This window comes from Flavobacterium endophyticum (assembly GCF_003634455.1).
GTDB lineage: Bacteria > Bacteroidota > Bacteroidia > Flavobacteriales > Flavobacteriaceae > Flavobacterium > Flavobacterium endophyticum.
This window is the reverse complement of record NZ_RBLC01000001.1, coordinates 391,906-411,327: the sequence shown is the minus strand read 5'-3', so window position 1 is coordinate 411,327 and position 19,422 is coordinate 391,906. Positions and strand designations below refer to the sequence as shown.

At 38.6% G+C, this 19,422-nt stretch carries 21 protein-coding genes; 6 read left to right on the top strand and 15 right to left on the bottom strand.

Annotation, left to right across the window (positions count from 1 at the left end; all coding sequences use genetic code 11):
* Positions 1 to 21 precede the first annotated feature (21 nt).
* From CLV94_RS02015 to CLV94_RS01970, 10 genes are all read right to left on the bottom strand, one after another.
* Positions 22 to 2,322 carry a T9SS type B sorting domain-containing protein gene (locus CLV94_RS02015; protein WP_170148729.1) on the bottom strand — a complete coding sequence of 767 codons (2,301 nt, stop codon included), beginning with the start codon at positions 2,320 to 2,322 and terminating at the stop codon, positions 22 to 24.
* 22 nt (positions 2,323 to 2,344) lie between these two features.
* Entirely contained in the window at positions 2,345 to 3,184 is an 840-nt protein-coding gene (locus CLV94_RS02010) for an ABC transporter permease (RefSeq protein ID WP_121374793.1), read from the bottom strand.
* Positions 3,185 to 3,245: 61 nt separating this feature from the next.
* On the bottom strand, positions 3,246 to 4,142 hold the full coding sequence (locus CLV94_RS02005) for an ABC transporter ATP-binding protein (RefSeq protein ID WP_121374792.1): 897 nt from the start codon (positions 4,140 to 4,142) through the stop codon (positions 3,246 to 3,248).
* A gap of 96 nt (positions 4,143 to 4,238) precedes the next feature.
* Positions 4,239 to 4,478: a hypothetical protein gene (locus tag CLV94_RS02000; RefSeq protein ID WP_121374791.1), complete on the bottom strand. Its 240-nt coding sequence runs from the start codon at positions 4,476 to 4,478 to the stop codon at positions 4,239 to 4,241.
* 111 nt (positions 4,479 to 4,589) lie between these two features.
* Complete coding sequence (locus CLV94_RS01995) at positions 4,590 to 5,030, bottom strand: hypothetical protein (RefSeq protein WP_121374790.1); 441 nt, start codon at positions 5,028 to 5,030, stop codon at positions 4,590 to 4,592.
* A 136-nt stretch (positions 5,031 to 5,166) separates the two neighbouring features.
* Entirely contained in the window at positions 5,167 to 6,225 is a 1,059-nt protein-coding gene (locus CLV94_RS01990) for a nucleoid-associated protein (protein ID WP_121374789.1), read from the bottom strand.
* Positions 6,226 to 6,270: 45 nt separating this feature from the next.
* Positions 6,271 to 6,630, bottom strand: a complete 360-nt coding sequence (locus CLV94_RS01985; protein WP_121374788.1) for a four helix bundle protein — start codon at positions 6,628 to 6,630, stop codon at positions 6,271 to 6,273.
* 90 nt (positions 6,631 to 6,720) lie between these two features.
* Positions 6,721 to 7,257, bottom strand: a complete 537-nt coding sequence (locus CLV94_RS01980; protein WP_121374787.1) for an IS1096 element passenger TnpR family protein — start codon at positions 7,255 to 7,257, stop codon at positions 6,721 to 6,723.
* A 105-nt stretch (positions 7,258 to 7,362) separates the two neighbouring features.
* On the bottom strand, positions 7,363 to 7,752 hold the full coding sequence (gene gloA2 / locus CLV94_RS01975) for an SMU1112c/YaeR family gloxylase I-like metalloprotein (protein ID WP_121376200.1): 390 nt from the start codon (positions 7,750 to 7,752) through the stop codon (positions 7,363 to 7,365).
* A gap of 5 nt (positions 7,753 to 7,757) precedes the next feature.
* Positions 7,758 to 8,135, bottom strand: coding sequence for a VOC family protein (locus tag CLV94_RS01970; RefSeq protein WP_121374786.1), 378 nt, complete (start codon positions 8,133 to 8,135; stop codon positions 7,758 to 7,760).
* A 164-nt stretch (positions 8,136 to 8,299) separates the two neighbouring features.
* Between CLV94_RS01970 and CLV94_RS01965 the strand changes: the two genes are divergently transcribed.
* The 6 genes from CLV94_RS01965 (at position 8,300) to CLV94_RS01940 (ending at position 14,177) form a co-directional block, all read left to right on the top strand.
* On the top strand, positions 8,300 to 10,453 hold the full coding sequence (locus CLV94_RS01965; RefSeq protein WP_121374785.1) for a TonB-dependent receptor: 2,154 nt from the start codon (positions 8,300 to 8,302) through the stop codon (positions 10,451 to 10,453).
* A 223-nt stretch (positions 10,454 to 10,676) separates the two neighbouring features.
* Positions 10,677 to 11,303, top strand: coding sequence for a tetratricopeptide repeat protein (locus tag CLV94_RS01960; RefSeq protein WP_121374784.1), 627 nt, complete (start codon positions 10,677 to 10,679; stop codon positions 11,301 to 11,303).
* Positions 11,304 to 11,334: 31 nt separating this feature from the next.
* On the top strand, positions 11,335 to 12,690 hold the full coding sequence (locus tag CLV94_RS01955; protein WP_245982421.1) for a 2TM domain-containing protein: 1,356 nt from the start codon (positions 11,335 to 11,337) through the stop codon (positions 12,688 to 12,690).
* Positions 12,691 to 12,705: 15 nt separating this feature from the next.
* The gene (locus CLV94_RS01950) at positions 12,706 to 13,023 is read left to right on the top strand and encodes a 2TM domain-containing protein (protein ID WP_121374783.1); all 318 of its coding nucleotides are present in this window, start codon (positions 12,706 to 12,708) and stop codon (positions 13,021 to 13,023) included.
* A gap of 1 nt (position 13,024) precedes the next feature.
* Entirely contained in the window at positions 13,025 to 13,342 is a 318-nt protein-coding gene (locus tag CLV94_RS01945) for a 2TM domain-containing protein (protein ID WP_121374782.1), read from the top strand.
* Between the two features lie 79 nt (positions 13,343 to 13,421).
* A complete protein-coding gene (locus CLV94_RS01940; protein WP_121374781.1) occupies positions 13,422 to 14,177 on the top strand; it encodes a LytR/AlgR family response regulator transcription factor in 756 nt (251 codons plus the stop codon).
* 162 nt (positions 14,178 to 14,339) lie between these two features.
* On the opposite strand, the gene CLV94_RS01935 is transcribed toward CLV94_RS01940, so the two are convergent.
* The 5 genes from CLV94_RS01935 to CLV94_RS01915 all read right to left on the bottom strand — a co-directional run bounded on the left by CLV94_RS01935 (position 14,340) and on the right by CLV94_RS01915 (position 19,422).
* Entirely contained in the window at positions 14,340 to 14,522 is a 183-nt protein-coding gene (locus CLV94_RS01935) for a CsbD family protein (RefSeq protein WP_121374780.1), read from the bottom strand.
* A gap of 87 nt (positions 14,523 to 14,609) precedes the next feature.
* On the bottom strand, positions 14,610 to 16,310 hold the full coding sequence (locus CLV94_RS01930; RefSeq protein WP_121374779.1) for a S41 family peptidase: 1,701 nt from the start codon (positions 16,308 to 16,310) through the stop codon (positions 14,610 to 14,612).
* A 2-nt stretch (positions 16,311 to 16,312) separates the two neighbouring features.
* Positions 16,313 to 17,335: a COX15/CtaA family protein gene (locus CLV94_RS01925; RefSeq protein ID WP_121374778.1), complete on the bottom strand. Its 1,023-nt coding sequence runs from the start codon at positions 17,333 to 17,335 to the stop codon at positions 16,313 to 16,315.
* A 35-nt stretch (positions 17,336 to 17,370) separates the two neighbouring features.
* The gene (locus tag CLV94_RS01920; protein ID WP_121374777.1) at positions 17,371 to 18,804 is read right to left on the bottom strand and encodes a CCA tRNA nucleotidyltransferase; all 1,434 of its coding nucleotides are present in this window, start codon (positions 18,802 to 18,804) and stop codon (positions 17,371 to 17,373) included.
* 57 nt (positions 18,805 to 18,861) lie between these two features.
* A complete protein-coding gene (locus CLV94_RS01915; RefSeq protein ID WP_121374776.1) occupies positions 18,862 to 19,422 on the bottom strand; it encodes an L-threonylcarbamoyladenylate synthase in 561 nt (186 codons plus the stop codon).

The following is a 19,422-nucleotide window of genomic DNA, read 5'->3' as shown; positions in this document are numbered from 1 at the left end:
TTAGCTCTCAAAGATATAGAATTATCTTAAGAGTGAGAAGTGCCCTCTTATTTCTCTTTTGTCTTGAAGTATAATCCTAAACCAGTAGTCGTTTGCAGGGAGGTCGTAGCCGTTCAGCTTGCCGTCCCAACCAGGCTGTCCTCCTTTAAAAAAGTAGAGTAACTTGCCGTAGCGGTCAAAAATAGCAACGGTAGCATTGTGCTGGAACTGCAGGTACGGAATCCTCCACATATCGTTAGTGCCGTCGTTATTTGGGGTGAAGAATTTAGGGTAATCCATGATGTAAAATACATGGGTAATGATACCGCAGTTGGCTTCTTTTATGATGACTGTGTATCGGCCTGGATCTAGATTTGTAAAGGTAGGTGAGTCTTGGAAAGTGATGCCGTCTAGAGAATATTGGTAAGTTCCGATGCTGTCTGATGTCAAGACTACCGTCGCGGAGTTATTGCCTCCTTGGAAATCTCTTATGCTCATGGATGCTACCGTGGCAATGCTGGAAGCCGTGACGATGAATTTTTTAGTGCCTTCACAACCATCTGAATTGGTGACGGTAACGGTATAGGTTCCTGCTGCGGTTACTCGGATGGTCTGCGTCGTTTCGTTGTTTGGAGTATTCCATTTGTAGCTTGAAAAGCCGCTTCCTGCATTAAGCAATACATCGCCGCCTCTGCAGACAATTGCCTGTACGTCGTTTAGGCTGCTGCCGAAAGAATTGACTATGACGTTAAATTCAGCAATTCCGTAGCAATCGATTCCCGAACTTAGCTTGGCATAGATACGCTGTTGGAAAGGAATGGTATTTGGGAAGACATCAGGAGCCGGAATCGGATTTAATCCGGATAGGGCGTCTTCGTATGAAGTATAATAGTTAATGTTTCCTGATGGCAGGTTGGCGAGTATAGCAGCCTCTCTGTCACGCAGGTTAAAAACCGACTTGCCATCTGTAGGATTGATATCGGTATCACACTTTTTCAAGTCTTGCGGATCGGCAATATTATTATTGGAAACGTTCAGCGTTACTTCTGAAATAGCGTAACATCCGTATTGGTTTTCTGCACGGGCATAAACAACCGGCTGGGTATTTTCGAAATTTGTAACGTTGGTAATTGGATTGGTATTTGAAGCTGCTTCGCCGTTTGTCCTAAAATACACAGGATCGCTCAAAGTCGGGTCTGCCGCGATGACTTGAGCATCTGCTTGGTTGAGGTTGAACAGGGCAAGGCCGTTATTGTCTTCGTCGCATTGTACTAGAACAGCATTGGAAACTGTGGGTGCTCCAGCATATTCTACCTTGATTTCTCCTGTAGAAAAACAACCGCCTGTCAGCTCAACGCGAACTGCATAAGTGCCTGCTACAGTAACTGGGTAGGTAGGCGTGATTTCGGGCTGTAGCACTGTGTCTTTGTACCATTCGTATCGGATGGCATTGGCATTCGTAGCATTTAGGGTCAAGGTTTCGTCTTTGCAAAGCGGATTTCCTGTGGCTAATAGCCTGTCGTCACCAAGATCGGTTTCTATCTTGAAGCTTCCGCCTCCTAAGAAGATGGCCGAGTCGTATCGGTAGTTGCCTTCGTCTGCTACGACTAATTTTATGTGGTAAAGTACTCCTGGTGTTACGTCTGAAAGAGCAGTCAGGGCTACGGTCTGTCCGTTAAAATTGGTCGGATGCTCAAAGCCGTTGAAAGCTCCGAAGTACTCTTCGTTTTGGGCTTCACAGCCGCCGTTTCCTCCAATCTCTGGGTGAACGGATGTTACTTTTACGGGTATGGTAGTTCCTGGTACTACGGCAAGATTTTTATAACCTCCCGTGCCACCAACTTCTTTTAGAAGGAACGCAAATCCGTCTGAATAGCGGCATGGAGCATTGTCATGGTATTCTTCTGAAGAGAGGATATAGTCGAAACTGATTTTGTTTCCGAGCGGAATAAAGTCGAATTCGAGTATGGTAGCGTTAATAGAATTGTTTATTTCCAAGGCAGCTTCGAGATCGGTATCGCCCGGCCAGTCCATTCCTTGGCCGTCATCGAGCAAGCTGCTGTTCGGGCCTTGTGCTGCGACGGCTCTTCCGGTACTTAATACGATTCCGTCTGCAAAAGGAAAGGTACTACTCCCGGCATTAAAGTAGCCGTAGCTTTGCTGTCCTGAAGCAAAATTTCCTCCAAGCACCGAAATATTTGAAACGCTGGCGCAGGTATTGTTGATGAGTACATCTCTGACCAGCTGTTCCTTTGTATAGGTGTCGTTGACTGTTATATATTGAGCTTTGGCCAGAAACGGAAGGCAAAGAACAAATAAAATAAAAATGTGGGGTTTTGTCATTTTCATAGTATCGGCAAAGATACTATAAATCTCGTTTTTTTAGAATTTTATACGACATTAACATAAAAATAACCGTCCAAACGACCACAATGAGAATTTCATACCAGTGGACGCTGTAGTCTTTTGGTGCCACGCCGCCAGAGACTTGGTTTTCGATGGCTTTATAGGCTTGGAATCGGGTTATAGGTTCTTTTATCAGATTTGACATGGATTCCAATGGTAAAAAAGCCGTTACTTTCTGAACTTGCTCTGTGCTTGAAAAAACAAGCCATCTCAAAAGGCCGAAAATAATTCCTTCGAAGAAAAACCATACGAGAAGGAATCCAAGTGCAAATGCGGAACGTTTTACTAATATTCCTAAGAAAAGGCAGAAAGAAAAGAAAGCCACGAGTTTTACGAAATAGGCTAAAAGGTATTCGAGGTCTGAAAAGATAATGCCTGCCTCGTCATAGGATGAGAAGCACAGGCCTAATATCATTGACATTATAAAAACAAAAATGGTAGAACCTAGGGCGAACAGAATTACAGTTATAAGCTTGGACTTGATGAATTCGTTTTTGCTAAGACCGTCGATAAGGTTTTGTTTGAGAGTACCATAGGTGTATTCGTTTGCCATCATCGAAACAATTACTACGGCCAAAAAGAATTTAAGTATCGAGGCCACATAGGTATTGAAATGCCAGATGTAAGGGAAATTGAAAATTCCTTGGTCGGCAATCCTAAAGTTGATGCCTAGAAAGCTAAAATTGATGGAGGCTATCAGGGCGATGAAGGAAAGCAGGACGAAATAGGTAAGGGTAAGTACTCTGCTTGCCTTGTTCTGCCATATTTTTTGAAGTTCGATGGATAGTAATCGTTTCATGGTTGCTAGTTTTATCCTGATATACTATGAAAGGTATCGGGTTTTGGATTGTTTCGGTTTGTTATTTGTTGTTGGTCAATTGCAGGAATTGTTCCTCTAGGCTGTGCTTGCGTTTCACCAAATGGCTTAAGAAGATGTTTCTTTCGATGAGGAACTTATTCAGCTCGGAAGCATTCACGCTGCCTTTTGGATAGGCAATAAGACGCCCTTCTTCTTCCTCAATCTTGTCTATGGAAGGATGTTGTGCCAAAGCATTTTTTAATTCTTGCAGGTTTTCTGCCTGTAATTCGAAGAAGCCATCCTGGGAGTTCATTCCGTCGACAGTACCAGAGTATAAAATTTCTCCTTTTCTTAAAACGAGTACATGGCTGCACACTTTTTCTACTTCGTCAAGAAGGTGTGATGCTAAAAGGATTGTAGTTCCGTGAGAAGCGATGGTCTTAATGATGTCGCGGATCTGACGGATTCCTTGCGGATCAAGGCCATTTGTAGGCTCATCGAGAATCAGGATTTCAGGATCGTTAAGAAGTGCAGAAGCAATGGCAAGTCTTTGTTTCATTCCGAGCGAAAAGGTCCTGAACTTGCTGTCTTTCCTATCGAGAAGCCCGACAATTTCTAGTTTTTCTTGAATCTTGGAATAGTTGGTTCCTTTAATCTTGCAGACTAGCTGTAGGTTCTGCTCAGCAGTCATGTAGGGATAAAAGTTAGGTCTTTCGATGATTGCGCCTACTTTTTTCAGAGCTTCATGAGTTTCCATCTGTCCTCCAAACCAGCTGTAGCTTCCTGAGGTTTTATTGACAACGTTGAGGACTATTCCGAGGGTAGTGGATTTTCCGCTTCCGTTTGGTCCTAAAATACCGTAGACATTTCCTTTTTTGATTTCTAAAGAAACGTTTTTGACGGCTTTGACCAGCCCGAAATTTTTATAAAGATTTTCAATTTTAAGTATAGTTTCCAAAATATATAGAGGTTTGGTTTAAAGATAGGACGTTTCAGGCAACAATTTGTTACAAGGAATTAAAAACTCTTTTTTGGAACCGAATTTTGAAAAGATTTATAGGGCAACCTGCCTTTTCTGATATAGTTGATTTAACGTCTTGTTGATGTCTTTTAATTCATCAGAGAGATGAATCTTGTTGCCTTTCACATCGTTTGTTGCATGGCAGTGGCATACTTTGCATTCAAATTCCTTGAAGTGGTCGGTTACTTTTCTGACAGTCTTGAACTTGTGTCCAAAAAATCGACAAAATGCTTTTTCAAAAAGCACATTGTGGCGGGAGGTTAGTGGATTCATGTAGGTTATGTTTGTTTTGGGATTATAAACATACTACTTTATCCGATTAAAGGCAAAAATAATCGATGAAATGCATAATGTAACTGATTTGTAAACAAAACGTTATGGATTTTATACTAAACCATGTTCTTTTAAGGCCTTTTCTTCATCACCTATTATAAAAGCAAAAATCTTGTGGTTGCCATCCTTGAAATTCAGGAAATAAGTGACTTCAAAGTCTATTTTTCCTGTTGCTTTGTCTTTTTGGTAATTCGATCTCCAGTAAATTTTCGCCATGACATGGTATTCGTCGAGAACGGTGATTTCTTTTGAAAGTATGTCCATTGAAGTAATGCCTATTTTCTTATAGAATTCATAGCCTTTCAGCATCTGCTTTTTGAATTCGGCATCGTTTTTTCCACAAATCACTCCCAGCGGACTTGATTCTATAAAGCAGTCGGCAAAGGAATCGGTTGCTTCATCAGCATCTATTTTTTTGCCTATCAGCGCATCGTTGACTCTTTTTTCGTAGTGATTGAAAAAAGTTTCTATGTCTTTGTTTTTTGTTTTCATAGCTAGTAGGGTTTTGATTTGTAATAGATTAGTTCCTAAAATTACAACTATGAAAGAAGATTTTTTTTATATAATTATAAGCAAATAAAAATCCCCAACTGTTGCCAATTAGGGACGCTTAGATTATTTTAGAAAATTAAGATTTTTGCTCTTTGTTGAAATAAACTAGATAATAGTACATCTGTTTTTCTTCGTCCCAGCCTTTTTCTACAAATTTTTCTGCGCTTTCTGGATTGATGAAATCGAGCTTGATCTGGATGTTGGTATCCAAATTGATCACGTTCTTGATTTTTTTTCGGGCATCAGAAACAGCAGCGTTGGCAATCGGGAAGCTTGTCACATCTTCGATGCTGTATTTTTCTCCTTTGTCAACTTTATAGTTTTTGAATTCCGACATCAGGTCTGGATTGTCAAGAACTTCGTTTAAGAAATTTTGCTCTTCGAAATCGTCATTTTTCGCAAAATAGTTCACAGAACGGTTCATGAACATGACTTCTTCTTTTTTGTCTTCGGCAGGCAAGACCACATCTTTTGCAAAGTCTTGGCAGAATTTCAAATATTTTTTAGTGATGAAGTTCTCGTCTTGGAAAGCATCTACCGAAAGGAAATGCTCCAGCCAATAACGTGCGTCATATCTGTTGCTGTCAACAGTCAATATTTTGTAGCCTTCTTCTTTTTTGTGGTTGAAGATAAGGCAACCTTTGTCGAGCTTGTTAAGGTTGATTCCTTGCTGCAGGATCATCTCTAGATTGCTTTCTTTTTCTTCAAATTGAAGGAAATCGGACTGCAGTTCGCTTTTAAAAATACCAACGGCGTCAACTACATTGTTATCGATACTCAAGTTGGTCAGATACGCTACATACACTTCTCCGTTTTTGATGTGCGGATGGTTGGACTGCTCAAACAAATGTTTGGTTATCTTTTTTGAAACTTCGTGAACGCTGCTCGGGTTGGTAAAAATCTCGCTGGCCAGATTGTACATTTCGTTATAATCCAAATCTACATCGTGTGCGAATTGGAAATAGTTTTCTTCTTTTTCTCTAAATGATTTCAAGAAAAATTCTTTAAGCAAAGGCATGATCTCGTCGTTCAGCCCGTATGGGGATTCAGACAAAAAGAAGGCTTCGTTACGGCTTTTGTTTCCGACTCTATGAATGGAAAGAGTCTCGATGTGGGTGTTAAATAAGTTGATCATGTTTAAAAATAAGTTGCTAAGGTAATAGGGACTAAGGCGCTGAGGTTATTTGCGTTCTTTTATTTTGTTTACAAAAGAGATAAGCATTCTCTCAACCTCTCGGCTGTCTTCATATTGTTTATTAAATTGTTCTGTTGTAAGGTAGCTAATATTTTTGGCTATTTCTAATTGTGTTTGCAATTCAAAAAGAGAACCCACTGAAATATTTAGAAAACGGAGATATTCTTTGTTGCTGTCTCTGCCAAATCCCTCAGCAATATTGCTTGGAATTGAAATGGCGCATTTTCTAATTTGTGATGTAAGGCCAAATGCTTCTTCTTTTGGAAATGCTTTTGTGGAATTGTAAATGCCGGTTACCAAAGCCATGGACTTTTGCCAAATAAGTAAGTTTCTAAAATTGTTCATGGTGTATATTTAAGATCTCCTCAAATATAATTTAAATCTAGAATAAAACCTTTGAATCTTAGTAGCTTTTGCCTTTTTGGCTCAGGAAAATTAATTCCAGTTTTCCTCGAAGCCGTAGTCTTCAAAATTGTCGCCTCCGTCTAGCATGTCTAGGTCGTCTTCGTCAAAATCGTCTTCGTCGTAGTCAAAATCATTAACGGCTGAATCGCTAAAATCCTTATCTGGAGCTTCAAGTGGCACTTCACCATGAGAGAACAATACGTCTGGATAAATTTGTCCAGGAACGTGTTCTTCGACTGCTGCCAATTCAACAAAGAAAGTCCACATATTGATGAAATCATACACATAAATGATTTTTGTTCTTTCTTCGTCTAGGACTTCGGAAAGCATAAAATCCGACATTACTTTTTGCTCGCCAGGAACGTCACCCGTATCAAACATCGGAATTTCTTCGTCTTGATTCCATTGATCATCGCTTGTGTAGAATGAGGCAACTTCCATTCCGTCAAAGCCAAAAGCATTGACAATAGCATTGTGCAGATCCTCTAGGCTGTCATCGTCTAGAATGGCAATATCTCTGAAAACATCTTCTTCCGCATCGAGAATTACCCTGAATTTATAAACCATAATATAAATGTATTGTTGAAACGCCAAAGGTAAAATTTAAATTCTGATTTTTAGATTTTGCGTTCTTGGAATTTTTAATATACGGCCCTAAAAAAGACTCAATTCTTAAGCTTCATAGAATTCAATCGGCAGATTATCAGGGTCTGCTATAAATGTGAATCTTTTGTTCGTGAATTCGTCTGTCCTGACGGGTTCTGGGTTTAAATTATTATCGACAAGATAATGCAGCGTCTGCTTGATATCGTCGACTTCAAATGCGAGATGGCGCAGTCCGCAGGCTTCCGGCTGTGAAACACGGCTTGGAGGATTGGGAAACGAAAAGAGTTCGATAGAATAATTTCCATTCAAGGCAAGATCCAATTTATAAGAATCTCTTTCCCTGCGGTAGGTTTCGGCCATGATTTCGAAGCCTAATAGTTTGGTGTAAAAATGTTTTGATACTTCATAATCGGAACAGATTATGGCAATGTGATGTACTTTTTTTAGTTTCAGCATAAAGATTATTCGCTTAAAGGTTCTGTAATCCACCATTGGTTTCCGAAGGGATCTTCAAAACCTGCAGTATATCCGTAGTCTTGCTGGCCAGGATTTTTTAGGCTTTTAGAGCCTTTTTGCATGGCAAGATTAAAAACATCGTCTACCTTTTCTATATAGAGAAACATACCAGCTGTTTTTTGATGCCAGTTGTCTGTCGCTTGGGCAAACATAATGACAGCATCCTTGATTTTAATTTCTCCGTGCATTATCGAATTGTTTTCTCCGGGAACAATCAGCTGTTCTTTGGCTCCGAAGACTGCTTTTGAAAATTCAAAAAAATCATTCGCCTTATTCAAGATAAGGTAGGGCATGACCGGAAGGTATTGTTGCGGGATTCTCATGATAGCGGTTTTAACGATAGATTAAAATTATAAAAACAAAACCACATGGCGAAGGGTTTTATGATTTGGATTGCAATTCATCCCTAAAAAAATACAATTCGGCAATCTTTATTATGAAACACGATTTCGGGAATGCAACTTTGCCTCATCAAAACTAACAGACCATGAAAACTATCTTTACATTTTTATTTCTTGCTTTTTCGATTGCTGCTTTTGCGCAACAGACTATTTCTGGAAAAGTTACAGATGAAAAAGGGCATCCCATTGCAGGAGCCAATATTTTTATAGAAGGAACGTATGATGGAGATTCTTCTGATGAACAAGGAAATTTCAGTTTCCAAACGACAGCAGCAGGAAAACAAAATCTTGTCATTACTTTTTTGACTTACGAAACTTTGAATCAGGAAATTGCTGTTGAAGATTTTAAAGGCAGGACGGTAAAATTAAAAGAATCGGTCAATACACTCGATGCAGTCGTAATCACGGCGGGAACTTTTGAATCGGGCGACAAAGCAAGAGTATCAGTATTGAAGCCGATGGATATCGTAACAACTGCCGGAGCTTCTGGTGACATTATTGGAGCGCTTCTTACGTTGCCAGGAACGCAGACTGTCGGTGAAGACGGGCGACTTTTTGTAAGAGGAGGAGAGGCTGATGAAGCACAGACGTATGTAGACGGACTTCGTGTTTCGCAACCGTATGGAGCAACGACAAACAATCTGCCAACTCGCGGAAGATTTTCGCCTTTTCTTTTCAGCGGTATTGCATTTTCAACGGGAGGCTATAGTGCAGAATATGGAGAAGCACTTTCAAGCGTTCTGTTGCTGAATACGATTGACGAGCCAGATAATGAAAAGACGGATATTTCTTTAATGTCTGTCGGTTTGGGAATAGGCAATACGCAGAAGTGGGAAAAAAGTTCCTTGAGCGTAAATACTTCTTACGTGAATCTGGCGCCTTATCAGGTAGCTATCCCTCAAGCTGTGGATTGGAACAGGGCTTATCAATCTATTTCTGGTGAGATGGTTTACAGGTATCAGTTTAATAGCGGTTTGTTGAAAACGTATATAGCTTTTGATGCTGCAGATTTTGACCTAAATCAAGAGAACATTAACCAGCCTGAGAAAATTCGAGTGGATGTACGAAATAATAATCTCTATCTCAATTCTTCGTATAAAGGTTATTTTGGAAGCAATTATCAGCTTACGACAGGAATCAGCTATGGCTATTCGCATAACAAGATTGGTATTGGTTTGGACGATGTAAAGAATGCAGAACATGCAACGCACATGAAAATAAAAATCGGAAAAAATCTTTCTGAACGAATAAGAGTTACTGCAGGAGCCGATTATTTCACGACAAAATTTGATGAGGATTTTAAAGAAAATGCAGGGAATGCTTTTTCTTCTGGATACGACAATAACATTGCCGCGGCGTATGCTGAAACAGATATCTTTTTTTCAAAAAACTTTGCCGCAAAAGCCGGTTTCCGATTCTCTCATTCTGATTTATTACAAGAATCAAATCTTTCGCCAAGACTTTCACTAGCTTATAAGGTGAGTAAAAACGGACAGTTTTCTCTCGCTTATGGAGATTTTGTGCAGTCGCCAAGGCAAGAATACTTGAAATATTCTAGCCAATTTGAAAGCGAAAAGACAGCACATTATATTTTGAACTTCCAATACAATAAGACAGGAAAAACATTCCGAGCTGAAGCCTATTTCAAGCAATATAGAGATTTGGTAAAATATGATACAGAGATTTCTCAATTCGATTCGCAGTTCAATAACAACGGAAAAGGTTTCGCAAAAGGAATTGATTTGTTCTGGAGAGACAACAATTCTTTTAAGAACTTGGAATATTGGATTTCGTATTCGTATATCGATACAGAAAGAGACTATAAAAATTATCCGAAACAGGTAACTCCAAGTTTTGTGGCCGACCATTCGTTGTCTATCGTAACCAAATATTGGATCAGCGATTTGAGGTCTCAAGTCGGTTTTACGAACAGCTTTAATACAGGAAGACCTTACAACAATCCTAATGAATCGGCTTTCATGAACGGCAAGACAAAAGCGTATAACAATTTGAGTTTTAGCTGGGCTTACTTGGTTTCACAGCAAAAGATTCTTTATTTCTCAGTTTCCAATGTGCTTGGTACGGACAATGTCTTTGGCTATCAGTATGCTGACAATCCAAATATGAATGGCGAATTCCAACGCCAGGCTATCAGACAGCCAGCCGACCGCTTCTTCTTTGTAGGCTTCTTTTGGACGATAAGTGAGAATAAGAAGGAGAATCAGTTGAAGAATCTTTAAAAAGGTGCTAAGATGCTAAGGTTTTGAGGTACTAAGGGTTTGCGAAGACAATTCAAACTTAGCTTCTCAGAACCTTAGCACCTCCAAAAAACAATTCATCCTCAAAAATCGACAGTTCAGAAAGTCTCTTTTTTATAAGAGCAGATTCTGAAGCAAATTTGTACCAGAAACAACAAAGAGTTTTAATCATCAAAAATATTATCAACTTAAAAACATCACGATCATGACAAAATTTATTCTTACCATCGCTTTTTTTATCACTACGCTAGCTGGCGCCCAAACACAGTATGAACAAGGAATGCAAAAAGCATTTGCGCTTTGGGGCGAAGGAAAAACTACAGAAGCTTCGGCTTTGTTTGAAAGAATCGCTTCAGCTGAAAAAAACAACTGGCTTCCTAATTATTATGTGGCTTTGGTTAATACGACGACGGCTTTCCAGACCAAAGACAAAAACCAGATTGCAGCATTATTGGGAAAAGCGCAAGAGGCATTAAATACGGAATTGGACAAAAATCCGGAAAATCCTGAATTGTTAGTAATGCAGGCGATGATCAACACGGCCTGGATTGTTGCCGACCCGATGACCAATGGAATGAAGCTTTCGGCAAAAACAATTGAAATTTATGACAAGGCACTTAAAATTGCGCCAGAAAACCCAAGAGCGTTGTTTTCGAAAGCCGAATTTGAAATCGGAGGCGCTAGGTATTTCGGAAACGACACGAAGCCAATGTGTGCACAGATTGACAAAGCAATAGAACTTTTTGCTAAATTTAAACCGGAAACACCTTTTCACCCAAATTGGGGATTGGACAGAGCGCTTGAAGCACAAAAAGAGTGCAATAAAAAATAAGCTACAATACTAAGCAATAATACTATTCCACATGCGAGAAATAATCCGATACATTTTTAAGACAATTATAACAGGCGTTATTGTCAGCTTGGCAATCATGGCAATCATGTTCGTGATCGAAGCTATGTTTGGAAGGGATTTTATCGTGAATGCTTCGTTATTCAAAGAAATGGGCTATTACTCGCTTTATGGAATTGTACTGACCTTTATAAACTCCACGTATTTTGACTACCTAAACAACGAAATTGTTTGGGGAAAATATAAAAAGTACAGAATAGCTATAAGCATCCTTGGAAGTATTGTATTGACACTTGTAGGTATTTTTATCGTAAGGATGATTATCGCGCTGGTCATAAACAATAGGACTTATTCTGAATTTTTAGAAAAGGAAAATTTCAGGTTTTATGTTGTCTGTCTGATTATAACGATGATTGTGACCTTGTTTTTCCATCTGATTTATTTTTATAAAAAATCACAGGAAAATAAAGTTAAGGAGCAAAAGATTATCGCAGGAACGGCTTCGGCAAAATTCGAGACGCTTAAAAACCAGATCGACCCTCATTTTCTCTTTAACAGCTTGAATGTACTGACATCGCTCATTGAGGAAAATCCGGATAATGCGCAGAAATTCACCACATCGCTTTCTAAAATCTACCGGTATGTTTTAGAACAAAAAGACAAAGAATTAGTAAGTGTAGAAGAAGAACTTTCATTTGCGAAAACCTATATGAATCTTCTAAAAATGCGATTCGAAAATAGCGTTTTTTATGAATTGCCAGAAACTTTAAATAATCCTGATGCAAAAGTAGTTCCCTTGTCATTACAGCTGATTCTCGAAAATACGGTCAAGCACAATATCGCAAGCGAAATGAAGCCGCTTCATATCCGGATTTATGAAAAAGATGATTATCTGATTATCGAAAACGATTACCAAAAAAAGGAAGTATTACAAGACAGAAAAGGAGTAGGATTGCAAAATATTGTCGACCGCTATTCCATCATAACCAATAGAAAAGTAAGAATTGAGCAGACAGAAAAACATTTTAAAGTCGAACTGCCGATGCTCACCAAACAAATAGCAATTATGGAAACAAATTATAATACACAAGAAAGCATGTATCTCAAGGCTCAAAAAAGAGTAGAGGATATCAAAGGATTTTACGGCAACCTTACCTCCTATATTGTCGTTATTACCGGATTGGCCATCTTAAACCTGATCAGTTCTCCAAGCCACCTGTGGTTTCTTTATCCAGCAATTGGCTGGGGAATCGGAGTGGCCGTTCACGGAATGTCGGTTTTTAACTACATGCCGTTCTTAGGAAGGGATTGGGAAGAAAAGAAAATCAGGGAACTGATGGAAAAGGATAAGTCGGATAAATGGCAGTAATTTAAGTTGGAAATCATGGAAAATTTTGATTCTGAAAAAATGGCGTATGATAAAGCCAAAAAAAAGGCCAAGGAAATCAGATCCTTCTATTTTAACCTTACGTGCTACTGCGTCGTTATACCGATTTTAATTGTGATTAATTTGGTTTTTGTTCCTCAATTTCACTGGTTTTGGTTTTCGATGCTAGGTTGGGGAACAGGACTTTTATGTCACGGAATGGCAGCTTTCGGTTACAATCCGTTTTTAGGAAGAAACTGGGAAGAAAAAAAGCTGAAGCAGTTTATGGAAGAAGAAAAGCAAAAACAACATTATTATAATCAAAAATATAAATAAAATGGAAAATCTGACAGCCATAGAGCAACAAAAGCTAGAAAGAGCGCAAAAACGCGTAAAAGCAATTTCGGGTTTTTATAAACATTTGATTGCGTACATCTTGGTCAATCTGTTTTTAATTTCGAGAGCCTATTTTAATCTCAAGCCAGGCGAAGAATTTTTTGAATTTTCTAATTTTTCAGTAGCTTTTTTCTGGGGCATCGGATTGGCTTTTAATGCCGCAGGAGTCTTTGGTAGAAATGCCTTTTGGGGACAAAACTGGGAAGAAAAGAAAATCAATGAAATCATGGAAAAAGAAAAAACGGCTAAATGGGAATAGTTTTGTAATTATGAATTATGAATTATGAATTATGAATTATGAATTATTTTTCCCTTAAACTTTAAACCATCAACCAAAGATGACCACCATAATTATTGAAGATGAAAAGCCTTCTGCAAGATTGTTACAGCGAAAGCTACAGAAATTAGCCATAGAAACGGATACCATGCTGCATTCTGTGGAAGAAGCGATTAATTGGTTTCAGAATAATCCGCATCCGGATTTGATATTTTTGGATATTCAGCTTTCTGACGGCCTGTCTTTTGAGATTTTTGACGTCATCGACATCAAGAGTGCTATTATTTTTACGACAGCCTATGATGAATATGCCTTGAGAGCTTTTAAGTTGAACAGCATCGATTATCTTTTAAAGCCGATAGATGAAGAAGATCTTGAGATTGCTATAAATAAATTTAAGGCACGCCAGCCAAAGTCAGAACCCATGTCGCTTGATTTGGAAATGATAAAGAAGATGCTGGTTAGTCCGGATGTAAAAAGCTATAAGAAACGTTTTACCATCAAAACAGGACAGCATCTGAAAATGATCAATATTGAAGAAGTTGAATGTTTTTATAGCGAAAATAAAGGCACTTATCTGCATACGATTGATAATCGTGACTATCTTTTGGAAGGAACTTTAGAGCAGCTGGAAACAGAATTGGACCCGAAAGATTTCTTTCGAGTAAGTCGAAAATTCATTGTTCCTATGAAAACCATAAAAGATATTGTAGTGTACAGTAATTCCAGGCTAAAACTCATACTGCCGACCTATAAGGAAGATGAGGTAATCGTGAGCCGGGAGCGTGTCAACGATTTTAAAAGCTGGATAGGATAAAAAAAACTGTTTCAAAAGCCAATCAAATTGATCGGGCTAATGAAACAGTCTTGAATGCATCTTAATCTAAATTTTGCAACAGCATTTGATTATTTTGAATTCATGAACATGAATTAGATGAAATCATTTTCGGCTGCAAGGGTCAAAAAAAATGGATTCGTATTAATCAAATAATGATTTGATTTCTTTTTCAGTCTTGCCTAGCTTTTTTTGAAGCTTGCCCCACATTTCGTCTTCTTTTCCTTCTTCGTACAACAAATCGTCGTCTGTGAGTTCGGCAAATTTTTGCTTAAGTTTTCCTTTAAGCTCGTTCCAGTTTCCTTTTATTTCTCTTGAATTCGGCATACACTTTGTTTTGCGATTAATAGTATTGTAAAGTTACTCGTATCACATCAAAAAGGTATTACATCATTTCTGGAAAGAGTTACATCTTTATTTTTTCAGAATCACTTCAAAGCCTTTGTTGATAAGCGGATCGATTTTATTCTGCAAATCAGAAATGGTCGGTTTGACTACAACATCAGGAACAATTCCGATTCGTTGCGTTTCTTTTTTATCTGTATAAAAAATTCCGACACCAGAAAAAATCATCTTTTCGCCGTTCACCAATGGAATTGGAGTCTCATTTCCATCAGCACCAGAAGTCTGGCTTCCTACGATTGTAATATTAGGAGCCATTTGGAAAATCATCGACCACATTTCAGAAAGACTTTGTGTATTTTCATTTACAAGAATGACGATTTTTCCTTTATAATAATCAGGATTTGTCTTGCCTATATATTTGTAATCTTCTGTAATGATATAGTCTTGCCAGCAAAATCTTCCAGGCTTGCCGAAATCAGGCTTGGTCACAATACCAAACCATTTTGGTTCGGGAAAAAGATAGTTGAAAGTTTTTATGACGCCGCCGTTTGGATTGTATCCTCTTAGGTCAAATACAATTCCCTTGGTGTTTTTCATGGCTTTCATGATGCTGTCAATCTCAGAAGTTTCAAGTAAAGAAAAGTCTATAAAGCCTACATTGTCTTTGTTTATGACCGAGTAGATTGCTTTCTGTGCGACTTCGTCATAACGTAATAAGTTGTTATCTGGAAGGCCATCTTCAAACCAAACGCCATTGCTTCTGTCGATTCTTTCTATCTTCTTCTCAAACGTTTTTTTGTTTTTGTCATAACCTTTGATGGTAAAACTGCTTCCTTTTTCACCAGAAAACATATAATGGTAAGAATCCCTAAGTTTTACGGAATTGTTTGAAGCCGAAATATATTTTGAATTTCGTTGGATAATTTTATCAATCGATTCACCATTAACCGTTTCGATGACATCGCCATATTCGATGCCTAAAGCTTGGCAGGTTTCGATATTTACGGGTTTTGTGACTACAATTTTATTTTCGGCAATCTGATACGTAAAAGGCGCACCGTAGTTTCCGAAAATTTCGGTGTATTTTTTTGGTTCGATTCTCGAATGCGTATCTTCGATAGCACCCGAAAAAGCCATCATTGTCTTTTTATAAGAAAGCTTATCTGTCGCATTTTTAACCAAAGGAATAAATTCTTTCAAGACGGTGTCCCAATCTTTGGAAATTCCATATTTATAAGGATAAAAATATTCAATGACATTCCAAGCTCTGAATAGGTTTAGGATGCGGTAATTTTCTTCCAGTGCTTTTTCTTTGTATTCTTTTTCGTTCTGGCCATTATAACGGATATTATCTGCCTTCTGGCAATAGTAGCCTCCAGGAATTTTATTGGACGAGACTAAGCCTGAAAGGTAATTTTTTTGTGCAGCATTAAGATTTTTATCTTTTTGGATCCATGCGGTAGAAACATTTCTGTTATCTTGGTCTTTGCAAGAAATCAACTCAGAAGTTTTTACAGGAGTTTTACTTTTCAAAAGATCCATCCAAACTGCTATCGTTTTTTCGGCTGGCAGTTTTTGATCTAAAGCCGTTATCAATAAGGAATCAGCATCTATTTTTCCGTTGGAAACAATAGGATCGTAATATTTCAGCAAACCCCAAGTTTTGCAGATTGTAACCAAATCTTTATCTGAAATAGAACTTTTCTTTTGGCCGAAAGCCAGCGCCGTCACCAAAAGACAACTGCAAATAACGTAAAAGGATTGCTTCATGTTTATTTTATTTCTCTGTTTTTGCTTTCTAAAATTAGATAAAATTGCGTTCCGAACAAAAGCGAGGCGATGACAAGATGAACGGATTGCGAACCGAAAGGGAAATCGTACCAATACATCAAAATTCCTGAAAAAATCTCAATAGCCAGCAGCCACATTACCCAATTCATTTTTTTGAAGCCTAACTTTAATTTGTTATTTCGGGTAATCAGAATTACGTTAATCAGCAGGACTATAAAGGAAAAAGTCCTGTGGAAATAAAACCCGATAATTGGATCTTCAAGAATTTTGTGCATGGCATCATAGCCATAAATTTTTACTTGCTCGTCTACGAATTGGCGTACTTGTGTTCCTAATATTATCTGAGTTAAGGTCAAGATTAGTGAAATAATCAGGACACTGTCAAACACTTTGTCAAATTTCAACGAGGTAACTTTTGGCTTGGCTAAATTTAAGATATACAATATAACACAGACAATGAGCAGTGCCATCACCATGTGAATCGTAATTTTTACAGGATTGAGCACAGAATACACTACCGTTGCACCTAGCCAGCCTTGAAAGCCCATCAAGAAGACCACAAGCCATGAAAGCAGAGTGATTTTTTTATTGTTTTTCCAAAGGCTAAAAGAAAAAATAGCCATGACAAAACAGGCTAATCCTGCCAAGGCTCCGACCAAACGGTTGATATATTCTACCCAAGTATGTGTCGGGTTAAACAGTGCGTAATCGTGTTTTGTATAGACTTGCCAATGATTTTCATCGAATTCGCTTCCCGATTTGAAATCGTCTTGGGCAACCAGTAGTTTTTCACCTCTGATAATTACTTGTCCTTTTTCAAATTCACGGCCCGGAGACCAAGTCAGTTCTGAAATATCTGTCGGAGGGATATAATAACCGAAACATTTTGGCCAATCGGGACAGCCCATTCCGGAACCGGTCATTCGGACCAAGGCGCCTGCAATAATTACCAAATAGACTAAGACTAATGCGATTTTGGTAATGGAGGGGAAATATTTTTTCATCTTTTGTTTATTGGATTGCGTATTTTAGGATAGCGCTATTTTGTTGTTTTTTGTAAGCCTAGCTTTGCCGCTCTTTTCAGCATGAATTCATAGGCAGGCTGATATTCATTTGGAATTTCTCCTTCCAAAATAGCTTCTTTGATGGCTTCTTTGAGGATGCCTATTTCTCGCCCAGGTTTCAGGCCAAATGTTTCCATGATTTCTTCGCCAGAAATAGGAGGCTGGAATTGCCGGATATGGTCGCGTTCTTCAACTTCTACAATCTTTTGGCGTACAATCTTGAAATTATTATGGTATTTCTTGAACTTGTTCGGGTTTTTTGTCGTGATATCGGCTTCGCACAACGTCATTAAGTCTTCAATATCTTCGCCAGCATCGAAAACAAGCCTGCGTACGGCCGAATCGGTCACAATATCTTGAGACAAGACGATAGGGCGCGAGCTCATCATGACCATTTTTGAAACGTATTTCATCTTATGGTTTAGCGGCATATGAAGTCTTTCGAATAATTTCTTGACCATTTTTCCGCCCACAAATTCATGTCCATGAAACGACCAGCCATTTTTTTTGTGATGGCGTTTCGTAGGTGCTTTTCCGATATCATGGAGCAGGGCAGACCAGCGGAGCCAAACATCTTCAGTGTTTGGTGCAATGTTGTCTACTACTTCCAACGTATGGTAAAAATTGTCTTTATGGGTTTGACCTTCCGATTCGTCAACGCCTTCTAAGGCTGTTAATTCTGGCAATATGATATCGAGCAGTTTTGTTTTGTGCAGCAATAGAAAACCAAGAGAAGGTTTGTCGGTCATCAGAATCTTGTTGAGTTCATCAACGATTCTTTCGCCTGAAATGATTTTTATTCTTTCCTTGTTTCTTTCGATGGCCTTAAGCGATTCTTCTTCAATGTCAAAATTGAGCTGTGCTGCAAAGCGGATGGCGCGCATCATGCGAAGCGGATCATCAGAAAAAGTAATATCTGGATTGAGCGGTGTCTTGATCGTTTTGGTTTCTAAGTCAGACAAGCCGTCGAACGGATCGATAAGTTCTCCGAAATTAGCTTCATTGAGTGACAGAGCTAATGCATTGATCGTGAAATCCCTGCGATTTTGATCATCTTCAAGCGTTCCGTTTTCAACAATAGGATTTCTGCTGTCGAAATTATAGGATTCTTTGCGGGCACCGACAAACTCGATTTCGGTATCTTCAAAACGAAGCATTGCCGTTCCATAGGTCTTGAAAACTTGGACTTTTGGTTTTTTTGGAAGCATTTCCGAAACTTTCAATGCCAGTTCGATACCGCTTCCAACGGCAACAATATCAATATCTTTCTTGAATTTTCTTTTTAGTAACAGATCTCTAACGAATCCGCCAATGACATAACTATCGATGTTCAGTTCTTTGGAAGCCTGCGTGATTACATGAAATATTTTACTGTCTACTGCTTCTTTATATGAAGTTTTGTCTTTCATCAATTATGCTTAAAGTTCAGGGTTTAGAGTTGGAAACTATAAACGGGGAACGGAATATTATTTTCGGATTACTTTTACTTGGCTGTCAGCTGTCAGCTTGATAATAGCCGAAGGTTTTCCGGTCATCTTTTCCTGTTGCAAATTTACGACATAGTCGACGCCCTTTATAATCTCAGGGCTGATTTCTTTGAAATTTACAGGCGTTGGCATTCCGGAAATATTAGCCGAAGTCGATACCAGAGGTTTTTTCATGCGCTCCAGCAGCTTATAGCAGAAAGGCTCTTTTATGATTCGCATACCTAGTGTTTTGTCAGGAGCAATCAGATTAGGAGCGATGTTTCTTGGATTGTCTAAAATTAACGTAGTAGGCTTTTCAGACAAGTCTAAAATCTGCCAAGCTACTTCAGGGATATCCTTGAAAACATTGTAAATCATTTTCTCGCCATTCATCAGCACGATCATCGATTTTGTCTCTTCTCGTTGTTTTAGGGCATATATTTTTGCTACGGCTTCAGGATTGGTGGCATCACATCCAATTCCCCAGACAGTTTCTGTCGGATATAGAATGATACCACCTTCTTTGATAACTTCGTAGGCTTTGTGAACCTCTTCGTTCAT